12 protein-coding genes and 1 pseudogene are annotated in these 16,911 nt (G+C 65.1%); 11 read left to right on the forward strand and 2 right to left on the reverse strand.

Going from position 1 to position 16,911, the window contains the following annotated elements; genetic code table 11:
* Positions 1-113: 113 nt before the first annotated feature.
* The 5 genes from LRS53_RS00205 to arfB all read left to right on the forward strand — a co-directional run bounded on the left by LRS53_RS00205 (position 114) and on the right by arfB (position 3,191).
* On the forward strand, positions 114-650 hold the full coding sequence (locus LRS53_RS00205; RefSeq protein ID WP_017639810.1) for a DUF2059 domain-containing protein: 537 nt from the start codon (positions 114-116) through the stop codon (positions 648-650).
* A 102-nt stretch (positions 651-752) separates the two neighbouring features.
* Positions 753-1,064, forward strand: coding sequence for a BolA family protein (locus LRS53_RS00210; RefSeq protein ID WP_231354457.1), 312 nt, complete (start codon positions 753-755; stop codon positions 1,062-1,064).
* A gap of 123 nt (positions 1,065-1,187) precedes the next feature.
* Positions 1,188-2,141, forward strand: a complete 954-nt coding sequence (gene trhO, locus LRS53_RS00215; RefSeq protein WP_064309448.1) for an oxygen-dependent tRNA uridine(34) hydroxylase TrhO — start codon at positions 1,188-1,190, stop codon at positions 2,139-2,141.
* A gap of 1 nt (position 2,142) precedes the next feature.
* Positions 2,143-2,778, forward strand: a complete 636-nt coding sequence (locus LRS53_RS00220; protein WP_017639807.1) for a DsbA family protein — start codon at positions 2,143-2,145, stop codon at positions 2,776-2,778.
* A 2-nt stretch (positions 2,779-2,780) separates the two neighbouring features.
* The gene (gene arfB, locus LRS53_RS00225; protein WP_037063345.1) at positions 2,781-3,191 is read left to right on the forward strand and encodes an alternative ribosome rescue aminoacyl-tRNA hydrolase ArfB; all 411 of its coding nucleotides are present in this window, start codon (positions 2,781-2,783) and stop codon (positions 3,189-3,191) included.
* A gap of 17 nt (positions 3,192-3,208) precedes the next feature.
* Here the strand turns inward: arfB and LRS53_RS00230 are convergent, their stop codons facing one another.
* Positions 3,209-4,054: a universal stress protein gene (locus LRS53_RS00230; RefSeq protein WP_231354459.1), complete on the reverse strand. Its 846-nt coding sequence runs from the start codon at positions 4,052-4,054 to the stop codon at positions 3,209-3,211.
* A gap of 60 nt (positions 4,055-4,114) precedes the next feature.
* Positions 4,115-5,575, reverse strand: coding sequence for a SulP family inorganic anion transporter (locus tag LRS53_RS00235; protein WP_231354461.1), 1,461 nt, complete (start codon positions 5,573-5,575; stop codon positions 4,115-4,117).
* Positions 5,576-6,036: 461 nt separating this feature from the next.
* Between LRS53_RS00235 and LRS53_RS00240 the strand changes: the two genes are divergently transcribed.
* The 6 genes and pseudogenes from LRS53_RS00240 (at position 6,037) to katG (ending at position 16,782) form a co-directional block, all read left to right on the forward strand.
* A complete protein-coding gene (locus LRS53_RS00240) occupies positions 6,037-8,100 on the forward strand; it encodes an acyltransferase family protein (protein ID WP_231354463.1) in 2,064 nt (687 codons plus the stop codon).
* A gap of 126 nt (positions 8,101-8,226) precedes the next feature.
* Positions 8,227-11,305: pseudogene (gene fdnG / locus LRS53_RS00245) on the forward strand (formate dehydrogenase-N subunit alpha).
* On the forward strand, positions 11,305-12,264 hold the full coding sequence (fdxH, locus tag LRS53_RS00250) for a formate dehydrogenase subunit beta (RefSeq protein WP_231354465.1): 960 nt from the start codon (positions 11,305-11,307) through the stop codon (positions 12,262-12,264). The pseudogene fdnG and the gene fdxH overlap by 1 nt, the downstream one beginning before the upstream one ends.
* A gap of 45 nt (positions 12,265-12,309) precedes the next feature.
* Entirely contained in the window at positions 12,310-12,921 is a 612-nt protein-coding gene (locus LRS53_RS00255) for a formate dehydrogenase subunit gamma (RefSeq protein WP_231354467.1), read from the forward strand.
* Positions 12,922-13,109: 188 nt separating this feature from the next.
* A complete protein-coding gene (gene fdhE / locus LRS53_RS00260; protein WP_064309442.1) occupies positions 13,110-14,027 on the forward strand; it encodes a formate dehydrogenase accessory protein FdhE in 918 nt (305 codons plus the stop codon).
* Between the two features lie 493 nt (positions 14,028-14,520).
* A complete protein-coding gene (katG, locus tag LRS53_RS00265; RefSeq protein WP_231354476.1) occupies positions 14,521-16,782 on the forward strand; it encodes a catalase/peroxidase HPI in 2,262 nt (753 codons plus the stop codon).
* Positions 16,783-16,911: the final 129 nt, after the last annotated feature.

Below are 16,911 nucleotides of genomic sequence, written 5' to 3' on the forward strand. Positions count from 1 at the left end.
AGGGTTCCCAAATGGGAAGTATTCTCAATTGTGAGGGCCGTGGGCAGTTCAGCTGGCATTCAGCCCATCTCTGCCAGACTTCCCGTCCATTTTTCGCATCCCCAAGGACGTCCATGAAAAAGACTCTCCGTACGCTTGGCGCCGTAGTGCTGCTCGCCAGCGCCAGCAGCTTCGCCCTGGCCGACGCCAAGAGCCACGCGGCCGACGCGGAGCGCTTTCTCAAGCTGGCCAACGCCGACAAGCTGACCACCCCGGTCTACGCCCAGGTCCAGCAACTGTTCGCCCAGCACTTCGAGCAGGCCAAGGCGCCGGCCAAGAAAGCCGTGCTGGAAAGCTATACCGCCCGTGCCAACCAGGCGCTGGACAGCACCATCGGCTGGGAAAAGATCAAGCCCGAGATGGTCAAGCTGTACACCGACAACTTCACCGAAGACGAGCTGGAAGGCCTGATCAAGTTCTACCAGTCCGATCTGGGCAAGAAGATGATCGCCACCCTGCCGCGGCTGTCGGCCCAGTCCGCGCAGCTGACCCAGGCCAAGCTGGAGCAGGCGGTACCCAAGGTCAACGGTATCCTCGCCGAGATGGACAAGGAGCTGGGCGTGAAGCCGCCGGCCGGTGCCGAGAACGCGCCGCCGCCCGCCAAGCGCTGAGTCGAGCCTTTGCCACGAAGCCCGGACCCGTTCCGGGCTTCGTCGTTTCCGGGCGGGGCCCAGGCTCGCTAGAATGACGTTTCTCACAGTCGAGGTATTCCCATGAGCATGCGCGAACGTATCCAGTCCAGCCTGGGCCTGTTGCAACCCGAGCACCTGGAGGTGCTGGACGAAAGCCACATGCACAGCCGCGGCCAGGAGACCCATTACAAGGCGGTGGTGGTGAGCGAACACTTCGCCGGGCTCAACGCGGTGAAACGCCACCAGAAGGTCTACGGCACCCTGGGCGAACTCATGGGCCAGTTCCACGCCCTGGCGCTGCACACCTATACCCCGGCGGAGTGGGCGGCCCAGGGGCAGGCACCGGATTCGCCCACCTGTCGCGGCGGCAGCAAGCACGACCCGGCGGGTTGATCTCAAGGCGCCATTGTTCGGCGCCTTGCTAATTGGTTAAAATTTGATCGGCGCCGGCATTCTTGCCGGCGTTTTCGTCTAACCGGTCCGCCCTTTGCGAGGGCGACCCCTGGGAACCCGAAGATGACCGACAAGATTGTCGTGGCGGCCTTGTACAAGTTCGTCACCCTGGACGACTACGTCCAATTGCGTGAACCCCTGCTGCAGACTCTGCTGACCCATGACGTCAAGGGCACCCTGCTGCTGGCCGAGGAAGGCATCAACGGCACCGTTTCCGGCAGCCGCGAAGGCATCGATGCGGTACTGGCCTGGCTGCGCGCCGATCCGCGCCTGGTTGACATCGACCACAAGGAATCCTACTGCGCCGAGCAGCCCTTCTATCGCACCAAGGTCAAGCTGAAGAAGGAGATCGTCACCCTGGGCGTGCCCGGCGTCGATCCCAACCGCCGCGTGGGCACCTATGTCGAACCCCGGGACTGGAACGCCCTGGTCGACGACCCCGAGGTGCTGGTGATCGACACCCGCAACGACTACGAGGTGGGCATCGGCAGCTTCAAGGGGGCGATCGATCCCAAGACCAAGAGCTTCCGCGATTTCCCGGCCTATATCCGCGAGCACTTCGATCCGGCCCGGCACAGGAAGGTCGCCATGTTCTGCACCGGTGGCATCCGCTGCGAAAAGGCGTCGAGCTTCATGCTGCAGGAAGGCTTCCCCGAGGTCTTCCACCTCAAGGGCGGCATCCTCAAGTACCTCGAAGAGGTGCCGGCGGAGGAATCCCGCTGGGAAGGCGAGTGCTTCGTCTTCGACAACCGCGTCACCGTGACCCATGACCTCGCCGAAGGGGTCTACGACCAGTGCCATGCCTGTCGTACGCCGGTCTCGCCGGAAGACATGCAGTCGCCGCACTACAGCCCTGGCATCAGCTGCCCGCATTGCTGGGATTCGCTGTCGGAAAAGACCCGCGCCGGTGCTCGCGAGCGGCAGAAGCAGATCGAGCTGGCGCGCCTGCGCAACGAACCCCATCCCATCGGCCGCGATCCGCGGCTGAACGCCACCCCCAGCCCCGAGGAGGTCTAGGATGCCCGGTCGCCTGCTCTATGTGATGGACCCCATGTGCTCCTGGTGCTGGGGCTTCGCCCCAGTGGTCGAGCGCCTGGCCGAGCGGGCGGCCGCCCAGGGCATTCCCCTGCACCTGGTAGTGGGCGGCCTGCGCCGCGAGCGGGTGGCCCAGGACACCGCCAGCCGGGTACGCACCCTGGCCTACTGGCAGGCGGTACAGGAGACCACGGGCCAGCCTTTCGCCCTGGACCAGGGTCCGCCGGAAGGCCTGGTGTACGACACCGAGCCGGCCTGCCGCGCACTGGTCGCCGCCCGCCAGCTCGACGAAGAGGCCGTCTGGCCACTGGCCAAGCGTATCCAGCGGGCCTTCTATGTCGAAGCCCGCGACGTCACCCAGCCGGCGCTGCTGGTGGAGCTGGCCGAAGCCTGTGGCCTGCCGCGTATCGAATTCGCCCCGCTGTTCGATGGCGAGCCGGCGCACCAGGCCACCCAGGCCGACTTCGACTGGGCGTTGAATCTGGGTATCGCCGGCTTCCCCACGCTGTTGGCCGAGCGTGATGGTCAGCTGGCGCTGGTCACCAACGGCTACCAGCCGCTGGAGGAACTGGAACCGCTGCTGGACGCCTGGCTCAGCCGCGGCGCGCACCTGGCGTGAGTCTGGTCATCGACGAGCGTCTGACGCTGCCCGAGCAGGAAATACAGCTCACCGCGGTTCGCGCCCAGGGTGCGGGTGGGCAGAACGTCAACAAGGTTTCCAGCGCCGTCCACCTGAGATTCGACATCCAGGCCTCGTCGCTGCCGGAAGCGCTCAAGGAGCGGCTGCTAGCGCTGCGCGACGGGCGCATCAGCCGCGACGGCGTGGTGGTGATCAAGGCCCAGCAATACCGCACCCAGGAACAGAATCGCGCCGACGCCCTGGAACGCCTGGCCACGTTGATCGCGGCGGCCAACGTCCAGGAAAAGCCGCGGCGCCCGACCAAGCCCACCTATGGCTCCAAGCAGCGCCGCCTGGAAGGCAAGTCGCGCCGCAGCGGCCTCAAGGCCAGTCGCGGGCGGGTGGATTTCTAGGGTGAGCTCAAGCCCCTTTAGCGCACCACGATCAGCGCACTGCCGGCCGCTTCCAGCATGTTGCGGGTGTTGCTGCCCATGAAGAAGTGGCGCAGGCGGGAGTGGCCGAAGGCGCCCATGACCACCAGCTCCAGGCCGTGTTGCTTGCGATAGCGCTCCAGGCCCAGTTCCACGTCGCCGTCGGTGATGGCGGTGGTGACCGTGCGGCCCTGCGCCCTGAGTTCGGTGGCGGCGCGGGTGAGGGCGGCGCGGCGTTCTTCGCGGTCGCGGCCGACGGTCACCAGGTGGCAGGCGAGGCCGTCGAACAGCCGGCAGTTGGCCACCCAGGTCACCGCCTTGCGCGCGCTACTGCTGTCGTCATAGGCCAGCAGCACGCCGCTGGGTTTGACGAACAGGTGGCCGGCCACCAGCACCGGGCGGTGCAGGAGGCGGATGGCGCTTTCCAGGTGGCGACCGATCAGCCGCTTGGGCGGGCTGTCCTCACCCTGGCGCCCCAGCACAATGAGGTCGAAATCCTCCTGCAGGCTCTCCAGCGAGCTCATCAGATCTCCATGTTGCAGCACGGCGCCGGCGCAGCGCGCCTGCTGCTCTTCCACCCGTAGCTGGGCCGCATCGAGCAGTAGCCGGCCCTGGTCTTCGGCGAGCGTGCCGCGCTGGGCATCCAGGGCGGCCAGCTCGGTGAGCAGCTGTTCCCGATTGACCAGCAGCGGCGAGGTGGCCTGGCCTGGTCGGGGGAAGCGTCGGTGATCCAGCACATGCAGCAGGGTGAGCGGGGCATCCAGGGCGGTGCCGGCCCAGGCGGCGAAGTCACAGACGGCGGCGCTCACGGCCGAGCCGTCGAGGCAGGCGAGGATCTTGGACATGGCCGCGGGTCTCCGGGAACAGGATATTGCTGGGAGAGACCCGGCGGCGCCGTTTCGGGTTCAATCGCCGAGGGCGAGGTCGTCCGTCACGCCGCCACGCCGCAGCAGCTGCTTGCAGCGGGCGGACAGGTGCAGCACCCGCACCCGCTTGCCGGCCTTGGCATAGCGCTCGTGCAGGGTGCGCAGTGCCGCCACGGCGGAGTAGTCGACGAAACTCAGGTGGCGGCAGTCCACCACCACCTTTGGCGGATCACCGGCCGGATCGAACTGGTTGAGAAAGGTGGCGGTGGAGGCGAAGAACAGGGTGCCGTGCACCTGGTATCTCTTGCTGCCGTCGGCTTCCAAGTGGCTGTCTGCATAGAGGCGGCGGGCGTGCTGCCAGGCGAAGTTGAGTGCCGCCAGGACGATGCCGCAGAGCACCGCAGTGGCGAGGTCGGCGAAGACGGTGATCACGGTGACGGCAATGATCATCAGCATGTCGCTGCGCGGCACCCGGTGCAGCACCCGCAGCGAGGCCCAGGCGAAGGTCTGCTGGGCGACCACGAACATGGTGCCGACCAGTGCCGCCAGCGGAATGCGCTCGATCAGCGGCGACAGGAACAGCACGAAGAGCAGCATCAGGATCCCGGCGACTATCCCCGACAGTCGGCCACGCCCACCCGAACTCAGGTTGATCATGGTCTGGCCGATCATGGCGCAACCGCCCATGCCGCCGAACAGGCCGGACGCCATATTGGCCGCGCCGAGGGCCACGCACTCGCGATTGGGCCTGCCGCGGCTCTCGGTGATCTCGTCGGTGAGATTCAGGGTCAGCAGGGTCTCCAGCAGGCCGACCAGGGCCATCAGCACCGCATAGGGCAGGATGATCTGCAGCGTTTCCAGATTCCAGGGGATATCAGGCAGGGCCAGCTGCGGCAATCCGCCGGCGATGTGAGCCATGTCGCCCAGGGTGCGGGTCGGCAGGTCGAGGAAATACACCGCCAGCCCCACGCCAAGGATGGCCGCCAGCGCTGGCGGTACGGCACGGGTCAGGCGGGGCAGGAGCCAGATGATGGCCATGGTCGCCAGGGTCAAGCCGATCATCAGATACAGCGGGGCGCCGCTGAGCCAGGTGTCGCCCTGCTTGAAGTGTTCCAGCTGGGCCAGGGCGATGACGATGGCCAGGCCGTTGACGAAGCCCAGCATGACCGGGTGCGGCACCATGCGGATCAGCTTGCCCAGGCGCAGGAGGCCGAAGGCGATCATCAGCAGGCCGCCCAGCACCACCGTGGCCAGCAGGTACTGCACGCCGTGCTGCACCACCAAGGCGACGATCACCACCGCCATGGAGCCGGCCGCGCCGGAGATCATGCCGGGCCGACCGCCGAAGAGGGCCGTGAGGGTACAGATGAAGAAGGCGCCATAGAGCCCCATCAGCGGATTGAGATGGGCAACCAGGGCAAAGGCGATGCACTCGGGCACCAGGGCGAAGGACGTGGTGAGACCGGCCAGGATGTCGGCGCGGGGAGAAACACTTTTCATGGCGTATCCAGAACGGGCGACGGCACGAGGGGTACGGTCGCGGAGAAACCATAGGGCGGTACGGAAAGGTCACGCGCCGCAGGCGCGGCTACCAGGCAGGATGGTAGCGCGCTCGACTATGGCGGCGTCGGCAGGCGATTGGACATGACGGAGGGTCCGTAGGTATCGCAAGGAAAGTTAGCGAGCTTAGCATGACTTGCAGATACTGCCGAATCAGCGAGATTGGTGACCGTTTCGCTGGCAGCAAATCGCCATCAGTGAATGAGTTCAAACTATTGAATTGTAAGGATATTGTGCTGAGAACCTCTGTTCTATCAAGGGCTCAAAGGCGCGTTGCGCGACGGGATGCGCAGCCAACCTTGTAGCGGTGGGGCCGTGCCACCCTTTTGCCGGGGCTGTCTCGGCACCTATGGCACGCCCCGCTCGCTGGACCGTCGAGGCCTTGAGCAGGAGTCTGTACCATGGAGCTTAACTACCGCAGGGACATCGATGGCCTGCGCGCCATCGCCGTGTTGCTGGTCGTTCTCAATCACGTCGGCTTCAGCGCCTTTGGTGGCGGCTATATCGGCGTCGATGTCTTCTTTGTCATCTCCGGCTATCTGATCACTCGCAAGACCGCGCCCGCCATCGCCCAGGGCCGCTTCAGCTTTGCCGACTTCTATCTGCGCCGTGTGCGGCGGCTGCTACCGGCCTTCGTGGCCATGGCCGTGGTCACCAGCGTCGCGGCTGCCTGCATCCTGCTGCCGCGGGATCTCGCCAGCTACAGCAAGAGCCTGATGGCCGCGCTGCTGTCCATCGCCAACGTCTTCTTCTGGCGCGCCAGCAATGGCTATTTCTCGCCCACGGCTGATGAGCTGCCGCTGCTGCATACCTGGTCGCTGGCGGTAGAGGAGCAGTACTACCTGTTCTGGCCGGTGCTGCTCCTGCTGGGCTATCGCCTGCTGGGCGTGCGCCGCTGCGGCCAGGTCGCCCTGCTGCTGGCGCTCGGTGGGCTGGCCCTGTCGGAGTGGGCCGCACGGGCGCAACCCAATGCCGCCTACTACCTGCTGCATGCCCGCGCCTTCGAACTGCTGGTGGGCAGCCTGCTGGCGCTGTACTGGGAGCGCCTGCCGCGCGCCAGCGCCGGGCAGGCCAGTGTGCTTGGGCTGGTGGCCTTGGCGTTGATCCTGGTACCGGCCTTCACCCTCGATCACCACAGTCGCTTCCCAGGGGTGAATGCCCTCTGGCCCTGCCTGGGCGCTGCCCTGCTGATCTGGACCGGAGAAAACGGTCGGGGCCCCGCGCGCTGGCTGCTGGCCCAACGGCCCCTGGTGTTCATTGGCCTGATCTCCTATTCGCTGTATCTCTGGCACTGGCCGCTGATGGCCTTCACGAACTACATGGAAGTGCCCAAGGAGCTGGGGCTGCAACTGGCCCTGGTGGCGGCCTCGGTGGTGCTGGGCGCACTGTCGTGGCGCTTCGTCGAACAACCCTTCCGCGGTCGGCCGCGTCATTCGCCACGACTGATCTTCGCCGGCCTCTATGCCGCGCCGCTGCTGGTGGGTGCGCTGGCGGTCGGGCTGACGCTCAAGTTCCAGGGTTTTCCGCAGCGTTACGACGCCAACACCGCCGCCATGGTCGAGGCGCTGGACAGCACCTTCGCCAAGGCACGGGGCAGCTGCTTCATCGAGGAGTTCGGCACCATGGCGACCCAGTGGTCGCCGGACCGCTGCCGCCTGGGCGCCGTCGACCGGCCGCGGGCGGAGGTGCTGCTGGTGGGCGATAGCCACGCCGCCGCCAGCACCGGCATGCTCGATGTCCTGCTCAAGGACGCCGGCCTGCGCGGCTATGACATGACCCGCAGTGGCACCCTCTACCTGCCCGGTCTCGACGACGTCCACATCACCCGCCCGGGCAATCGCCTGGATCCGTCGATCCAGCTCACCGCACCGGTGGTGACCCAGGCCATCCGTACCGGCGGCTATCGCTATGTGGTGCTGGGCGGACGCTGGCCGATGTACCTGGAAGGCATGAGCGAAGCTGGCCTTTCGGCCTACAACGTGCTGCAGCGCCCGGGGGGCAGCGCGACGCCCGCCGAGCTGTTGCGGGAGGGCCTGGACAACGCCCTGCGCATCATCGTCCAGAGCGGCGCCACCCCGGTGATCCTGGCCGGCATCCCCGAGATCGGTGCCGGGCGCGACACCTGTCAGGTCAAGAATCGGCTGTTCCACACCGCCAACGACTGTTCCGTCGAATTGGGCGACGTGGCGCGGCGCCAGGAATCCTTCACCCTGATCCTCGACGACCTCAAGCAGCGCTACCCGCAGCTGCTGACCCTGGATCCCAAGGCCGTTACCTGCGATGCCCAGCGCTGCCATTCGGCACTCGACGGCACGCCGCTGTACCAGGATGGCAACCACCTCAACGTCAGGGGTTCACGGCTGATTGGCAAACGACTGGTGGCGCGGGGCGACAATCCGCTGCAGGTGGAAGGGGCGACGACCGAGCTGGATGCTCAGGCCATTCGTCAGGTCGCATCGGACTAGAGGAGGGAAGGCCGACTTCCATTGATCGGCGACAAGGGCGAAGCGCTCGATAAGCCAAACGATTAGTTACTCTTGCCTCAGGGCCTGGCTATGCACCAGGCCCAGCCTGAACGAGGACAAGAAAACGTGGATATGAACCGTCGGCAATTCTTCAAGGTCGCTGGAGTCGGCCTTGCGGGATCCAGCCTGGCGGCGTTAGGCATGGCTCCCACAGCCGCCTTTGCCGACCAGGTGCGCCATTTCAAATTGGCGCACACTGTGGAAACCCGCAACACCTGTCCCTACTGCTCGGTCGGCTGCGGCCTGATCATGTACAGCATGGGCGACCGGGCCAAGAAGGTGGCCCAGAACATCATTCACATCGAGGGCGACGCCGACCATCCGGTCAACCGTGGCACCCTCTGCCCGAAAGGCGCCGGCCTGCTGGATTTCATCCACAGCCCCAATCGCCTCAAGTATCCCGAGGTGCGCAAGCCTGGCAGCAACGAGTGGACCCGCATCAGCTGGGACGAGGCGCTTGACCGCATCGCCACCCTGATGAAGGAAGACCGCGATGCCAACTTCATCGCCACCAACGACAAGGGCCAGACGGTCAATCGCTGGCTGACCACGGGCTTCCTGGCCGCCTCGGCGTCCTCCAATGAAACCGGTTATTTGACGCACAAGATCGCGCGGAATCTAGGTCTGTTGGCCTTCGATAACCAGGCGCGCGTCTGACACGGCCCGACGGTGGCAGGTCTTGCCCCGACGTTTGGCCGTGGCGCCATGACAAATCACTGGAGCGACATCAAGAACTAACCTCGTCTTGATCATGGGCGGCAATGCCGCTGAAGCGCACCCGTGTGGTTTCAAGTGGGTCACCGAGGCCAAGGCGCACAACAACGCCCGGCTGATCGTGGTCGATCCGCGCTATACCCGTTCTGCCTCGGTTGCGGACTACTACGCCCCCATCCGGACCGGCAGCGACATTGCCTTCCTGGGCAGGTTGATCAATTACCTGATCACCCACGACAAGATCCAACACGAATACGTCCGTAACTACACCGACGTAGGCTTTATCGTGAAGGAAGGCTTCTCCTTCGAAGACGGCCTGTATACCGGCTACGACGCTGAAAAACGTACCTATACCGACAAGACTCAATGGGGCTACGAGATCGGCGACGACGGCTTCGTCAAGATCGATGCAACGCTAGAGCACCCGCGTTGCGTCTTCCAGTTGATGAAGCAGCACTACAGCCGCTACACCCTGGAAGTGGCCAGTCAGGTATGTGGTACGCCCGTTGAGGCGATCCAGAAGGTCTGGGCCGAGATTGCCGAGACGTCGGCGCCCGGTCGCACGATGACCATCCTCTATGCCCTAGGTTGGACTCAGCACTCCATTGGCGCCCAGATCATTCGTGCCGGCGCCATGGTGCAGCTGCTGCTTGGCAACATCGGTATGCCCGGTGGCGGGATGAACGCCCTGCGCGGTCACTCCAACATCCAAGGCCTTACCGACCTGGGTCTCCTGTCGATCCAGCTGCCGGGCTACCTGACCATCGGCGCCGACGCCGAGCAGGACTACCACGCCTTCATCGACCGACGCGCCAGCAAGCCGCTGCGCCCGGGACAGATGAGCTACTGGCAGAACTACGGCAAGTTTCACGTCAGCCTGATGAAGGCCTGGTACGGCGACAATGCCACCAAGGATAACGACTGGTGCTACCACTGGTTGCCCAAGGTCGACGTCACGGGTGCTGGCTACGATGTGCTGCGCTATTTCGACATGATGGGCAAGGGTCAGGTCAACGGCTATTTCTGCCAGGGTTTCAACCCCATCGCCGCCTTCCCCAACAAGGCCAAGGTGATGCGCGGGCTGTCCAAGCTCAAGTGGCTGGTGATCATGGATCCGCTGGCTACCAAGACCTCCGAGTTCTGGCGCAACCACGGCGATCACAATGATGTGAATACCGCGGAAATCCAGACCGAGGTGTTCCGCCTGCCCACCACCTGCTTCGCCGAGGAAGACGGCTCCCTGGTGAACTCCAGTCGCTGGCTGCAGTGGCACTTCAAGGGTGCCGAAGCGCCTGCCGAGGGCCGAAGCGACATCGTCATCATGTCTGAACTGTTCCTCAGATTGCGCGAGGCCTATCGCCAGGACGGCGGTGCCTTTCCTGACCCAATCCTGGGCCTTTCCTGGCCCTATGCCAAACCAGGAGAGCCTTCGGCGGAGGAGTTGGCCAAGGAGTTCAACGGCTACGCTGTGACCGACGTGCTCGATGCCAAGGGCGCCGTTTCGGCCAAGGCCGGCCAGCAGCTTGCCGGTTTCGGCCAATTGATGGACGACGGCAGCACCGCCTCGGGCTGCTGGATCTATTGCGGCGCCTGGACCGAGCAGGGCAACCAGATGGCGCGGCGCGACAACAGCGATCCGTTCCACATGGGGCAGACCCTGGGCTGGGCCTGGTCGTGGCCGAACAACCGCCGCATCCTCTACAACCGTGCCTCCTCGGATCTTAGCGGCAAGCCGTGGGACCCGAGCAAGAAGCTGGTCTGGTGGAACGACAAGGCGCAGAAGTGGGGCGGTACCGACGTGCCGGACTTCAAGATCGACGGCAAGCCTGGCGACGGGATGAGTCCGTTCATCATGAACCCGGAAGGGGTAGCGCGCTTCTTCTCGCTGGACAAGATGGCCGAGGGACCCTTCCCGGAGCACTACGAGCCGTTCGAAACGCCCATCGGCGTCAACCCGCTGCACCCCAACAACCGCAAGGCGCTGAACAGCCCGGCGGCGCGGGTGCTCAAGGACGACTGGGCGGACTTCGGCGATCGCAAGGACTTCCCCTATGCGGCTACCACCTACCGCCTGACCGAGCACTTCCACTACTGGAGCAAGCACTGCCGCCTCAACGCCATCATCCAGCCCGAGCAGTTCGTCGAGATCGGCGAGGTGCTGGCCAAGCAGAAGGGCATCGCCGCGGGTGATCTCGTACGCGTCAGCTCCAAGCGCGGCCACATCGTCTGCAAGGCGGTGGTGACCAAGCGGATCCGTCCGCTGCAGGTCAATGGCGAAACGGTGCACCATGTCGGCATCCCCATCCACTGGGGCTTCTCCGGCGTGGCGCGGATGGGTTACCTGGCCAATACCCTGACTCCCTTCGTGGGTGACGGGAACACCCAGACGCCCGAGTTCAAGTCGTTCCTGGTCAACGTGGAGAAAGCGTGATGGCAAGCCAAGATATCTACGCCCGCTCCGCGACGACTACGGCTTATCCGTCCGTGCGCAATCAGACGGAAGTGGCCAAGCTGATCGATGTGTCCAAGTGCATCGGCTGCAAGGCCTGCCAGGTCGCCTGTTCGGAATGGAACGAGCTGCGCGACGAGGTGGGCCATACCCACGGCACCTACGACAACCCGGCGGACCTCACCGCGGACTCCTGGACGCTGATGCGTTTCACCGAGCACGAGGACGAGGCCGGCAAGCTGGAGTGGCTGATCCGCAAGGACGGCTGCATGCACTGCGCCGAGCCGGGCTGCCTGAAGGCCTGTCCGAGTCCGGGGGCCATCGTGAAGTACGCCAACGGTATCGTCGACTTCAACCAGGACCACTGCATCGGGTGCGGCTACTGCATCGCCGGTTGCCCCTTCGACATCCCGCGGATCTCGAAGAATGACAACAAGGCCTACAAGTGCTCCCTGTGTTCGGACCGGGTCGGGGTCGGCCTGGAGCCCGCCTGCGTCAAGACCTGTCCGACCGGCGCCATCGTCTTCGGCACCAAGGACGCCATGAAGGAGCACGCCGCCGAGCGCATCGTCGATCTCAAGAGCCGCGGCTACGAGAACGCCGGTCTGTACGACCCGGTGGGGGTAGGGGGCACCCACGTCATGTACGTGCTGCACCATGCCGACCAGCCACAGCTGTACAACCACCTGCCCAAGGATCCGACCATCAGCCCCACCGTGGGGCTGTGGAAGGGCTCTACCAACCCCCTGGCGCTGTTCGCCATGGGCGCGGCGGTGCTGGCCGGTTTCTTCCACTACGTGCGCGTCGGTCCCAACCGGACCGATGACGACGACGAAGTGGTCGAGGCGCCGCCCCGTCATGAGGGCGATGCGCCCAAGGGCGAGGTCAAGCAGCTGAGTCCGTCCGTGCAGATCTTCGATCCGCACGACAAGCAGCCCTAACAGGGGTACGCCCCCGGTTAGCCGGGGGCGTCCTGGGAGATCGAGATGAAACCTGAAATCCAGCGTTACAACGCCAACGAGCGGACCAACCACTGGATCGTGGCGATCCTGTTCTTCATGGCCGGGCTGTCGGGACTGGCGCTGTTCCACCCGGCGCTGTTTCCGTTGTCGAGCCTGTTCGGCGGCGGCACCTGGACGCGCATCCTGCATCCCTTCATGGGTGTGGCGATGTTCCTGTTCTTCGCCTTTCTGGTGATCCGCTTCTGGCGGCACAACAAGATCGGCCGCGAAGACGCCCAGTGGCTCAAGCAGATCAACGACGTGCTGAACAACCGCGAGGAGAAGCTGCCGCCGATCGACAAGTACAACCCCGGGCAGAAGATCCTGTTCTGGGTGCTACTGGCCTGCATGCTGATCCTGCTGGTCATCTGGCGGCAGTACTTCGCCCACCTGTTCCCCATCCCGGTGATCCGCCTGGGCGCCCTGGCCCATGCCGTCGCTGCCTTCGTGCTGGTGCTGTCGATCATCGTGCACAGCTATGCGGGGATCTGGATCAAGGGCTCGGTGACCGCGATGATGACCGGTTGGGTCAGTCGCGCCTGGGCCAAGAAGCACCATTCGCTGTGGTACGAGAAGGTCACCCGCGAGAAGAAATGAGGCTGTTGTTGGGCTTCGCTGCGCTCAACCCAACCTACGGATTAGGAGAGCGGGATTTCTCCTGCGCACCGATCTGACCCCCGCTCCCTCCGGGAGAGGGTTGGGGTGAGGGCAGCGGAGCCCAATATCTCGACCCGCCCGCTATCCCGAATCCTCTATCTTCCACCGTTTTTCTAAGGAGCCCTGCCATGGCGGGCCAGATCCTCGAGCCCGGCGAAATCGAAGCCGCGGCCGTCAATCCCGATTTCATCCTCCTGCCTGGTGGCGAGCTGTTCGGCTATCGCGCCGACCGCCTGCGCTTGCTGGCCACCGACAATGCGCTGAGTGACTACCTGCTGCTGATGGCCGACCTGTGCGAGGCCCAGCAAGGGGTCTTCGACCGCCTCGCCCCTCTGCCATTGGACGAGGCCCGCAGCGCCCAGAGTCTGCAGCACGGCCTACCGCCGCTGGGCTACGACACCCTGGTCCGCGAAGGCGACTGGTTGCCGGCACTGGATGCCCTACTGGAGAACCTCAAGCTCGCGCAGGCGCCAGTGCAGGCCGCCCTGGACGAACTGCGCCAGGCCGATGCCGGCCAGCGCAAGGCCTGGGCCATCGCCCTGCTGGCCGGCAGCTACGAACTGGTGCCGGCCGGCGTGGTGCCCTTCCTCGGCGCCGCCCTGCAGGTGGCCTGGACCCACTGGCTGCAGCGCAGTGACTTCAGCGCCCTGCGCGAACAGGGCAGCCAGACCCTCTGCCCCTGCTGCGGCGCACCGCCCATGGCCGGCATCATCCATCACCTGGGCAAGGCCAATGGCCTGAGGTATCTCACCTGCTCGCTGTGCGCCTGTGAGTGGCACTTCGTGCGGGTCAAGTGCAGCCACTGCGAGACCGGCAAGGGCCTGGGCTACTACTCCCTGAGCACCGACGACGCCAACGCCCAGAAAGCACCGCTACGCGCCGAGACCTGCGCCCACTGCAAGACCTACCTCAAGCACCTCTATCGCGACCACGATACCCGCAGCGAACCCCTGTCCGCCGATCTCGCCAGCCTGGCGCTGGACGTGCGCCTGGCGGAAGAGGGCTACGAGCGTCACGCGCCCAACCTGCTGTTCGCCCCGGGCTAGACCGCGCAAGGCGACCGCCCGGGGCAGGGTGGTCGCCGTTCCTTCTGTTTCCGCATATGGCGGACTGCCTCGCCCTGGCGGTGCCCAAACGCGCCCTCGATTCCGCTTCCTGAAGCCATGCCGCGCGAACCTCTGCAAAGTGGTCGCCAACGTTGCTTATCGCGACAAGAGTCGGCTGGCAATTCCTTGTCACTCCGGGGTCATCTTGCAGAGCCAGTCTATCGAGGGACGCAAAACCTTCTATCACGCCAGGCGGCGAAGCCGTCTAGTATGGATCTTACGCCGCTTCGTCGGTGTGCCCATCTGATGAGGGGATAACAATGACCGCAACGTCCGTTTTGTCCAGGGTGGTGCTTCCCCCGGCGCCGGCTCGACGCCGGCAGCTGTGTCTGTCGAGCCCCTAGGGCCGACACGACCGGAACCCTGCCTTCTGAAGGCCGTGCTGCCGTCGCGGCTGACAACCGGATGAACAAGACCCTGAGGTGCCAAGAAGATGTCGACCGAATCCAAGTGCCCATTCAATCACGCCGCCGGCGGCGGTACCACCAACAAGGATTGGTGGCCGAATCAGCTCAATCTCAACTTCCTGCACCAGCATTCCTCGTTGTCCGACCCCATGGGCGAGGACTTCGACTACGCCGCCGAATTCAAGAGCCTCGATCTGGAGGCGGTGAAGGCTGACCTGCGCGCCGTGATGACCGATTCCCAGGACTGGTGGCCGGCCGACTTCGGGCACTACGGTCCGCTGTTCGTGCGCATGGCCTGGCACAGCGCCGGTACCTATCGGGTCGGTGACGGCCGCGGCGGCGCCGGTCAGGGCCAGCAGCGCTTCGCGCCCCTGAACAGCTGGCCGGACAACGTCAACCTGGACAAGGCACGCCGGCTGATCTGGCCGGTCAAGCAGAAGTACGGGCGCAAGATCTCCTGGGCCGACCTCATCGTCCTCACCGGCAACGTCGCCCTGGAATCCATGGGCTTCAAGACCTTCGGCTTCTCCGGCGGTCGCCAGGACGTCTGGGAACCGGACGATGCGGTGTTCTGGGGTTCGGAAACCGTCTGGCTGGGTGGCGACGTACGCTATGGCGCGCACAAGAAGATGGAGCAGCCCGGTGACGGTGTGCTGACCGCACAGCCCGAGCAGCATCCGGTGGAGCACAGTCGCAACGATAATCCGCAGCGCACCCTGGAAAATCCCCTGGGCGCGGTGCAGATGGGCCTGATCTACGTGAACCCGGAAGGCCCGGAGGGCAATCCCGATCCGGTGGCATCGGCCCACGACATCCGCGAGACCTTTGGCCGCATGGCCATGAACGACGAGGAAACCGTCGCCCTCATCGCCGGTGGCCACGCCTTCGGCAAGACCCATGGCGCCGGACCCGCCACCAGCGTCGGTGCCGAGCCGGAAGCGGCCGATCTGGAGCAGCAGGGCCTTGGCTGGAAGAACAGCTATGGCACCGGCAAGGGCGCCGACACCATCACCAGCGGTCTCGAAGTGACCTGGACCTCCACGCCCACCCGCTGGAGCAACGAGTACTTCGAGAACATGTTCAAGTTCGAGTGGGAGCTGTTCAAGAGTCCCGCCGGCGCCCACCAGTGGCGACCGAAGGACGGCGCCGGTGCCAATGCCGTGCCCGATGCCCATGATCCCAACAAGCGTCACCAGCCGACCATGCTCACCTCGGACCTGGCGCTGCGCTTCGATCCGGCCTACGAAAAGATCTCCCGTCGCTTTCTGGAAAACCCGGACCAACTGGCCGATGCCTTCGCCCGTGCCTGGTTCAAGCTGACCCACAGGGACATGGGTCCCCTGGCCCGCTACCTGGGCCCGGAAACCCCGAACGAAGAGCTGCTGTGGCAGGACCCGCTGCCCAAGGCCGCAGGCGCGCCCCTGGGCGAGGCCGAGGTCAAGGCGCTCAAGGACAAACTGGCTGCGTCCGGCCTGAGCGTGTCCGAACTGGTCGGCACCGCCTGGGCGGCTGCCTCTACCTTCCGCGGTTCCGACAAGCGCGGCGGGGCCAACGGTGGCCGTCTGCGCCTGGCGCCGCAAAAGGACTGGGAGGTCAACCAGCCGGCGCAACTGGCCAAGGTGCTGGGCGTGCTGGAAGGCATCCAGCGTGACGTCCAGGGTCAGGGCAAGCAGGTCTCCATCGCCGACCTGATCGTGCTGGCCGGCAGCGTCGGGGTGGAAAAGGCCGCCCAGGCGGCGGGTCATTCGATCAGCGTGCCCTTCACCCCGGGTCGCGTGGATGCCTCCCAGGAGCAGACCGACGTCCATTCCTTCGGGCACCTGGAGCCCTGGGCCGATGGCTTCCGCAACTATGTGGGCGGGGAGTTCAAGGTCAAGCCGGAATTCCTGCTGGTGGACAAGGCGCACCTGCTGAACCTGACCGCGCCCGAGCTGACGGTGCTGCTGGGCGGCCTGCGCGTGCTGGACATCAACGTAGGCGGCGCCAAGCACGGCGTCTTCACCCAGCGACCGCAGACCCTGACCAACGACTTCTTCGTCAACCTGTTGGACATGGCCACCGAGTGGAAGGCTACCGGTCCGGACAAGGCCACCTTCGAAGGTCGTGATCGCCAGAGCGGCGAGCTTAAGTGGACCGGCACCCGGGTCGACCTGGTGTTCGGTTCCCATGCCCAGCTGCGCGCCCTGAGCGAGGTCTATGGCAGTGCCGACGCCCAGGAGAAGTTCGTCCGGGACTTCGTCAAGGTCTGGACCAAGGTGATGGAGCTGGACCGTTTCGATCTGCGTTGATCGCCAAGCGGTAACTGAAAACGCCTCCTCCGGGAGGCGTTTTTTTGGCCTCGCCAGCGAACCGCCGTCCATCGCCGATCAATGGCAGATCGATGAAAAGGCGCAGCTCAGAGCTGTTCCGGCGCCCGC

Origin of the sequence: Pseudomonas sp. PLB05 (genome assembly GCF_021106615.1) — a bacterium.
GTDB classification, from domain to species: domain Bacteria; phylum Pseudomonadota; class Gammaproteobacteria; order Pseudomonadales; family Pseudomonadaceae; genus Chryseomonas; species Chryseomonas benzopyrenica.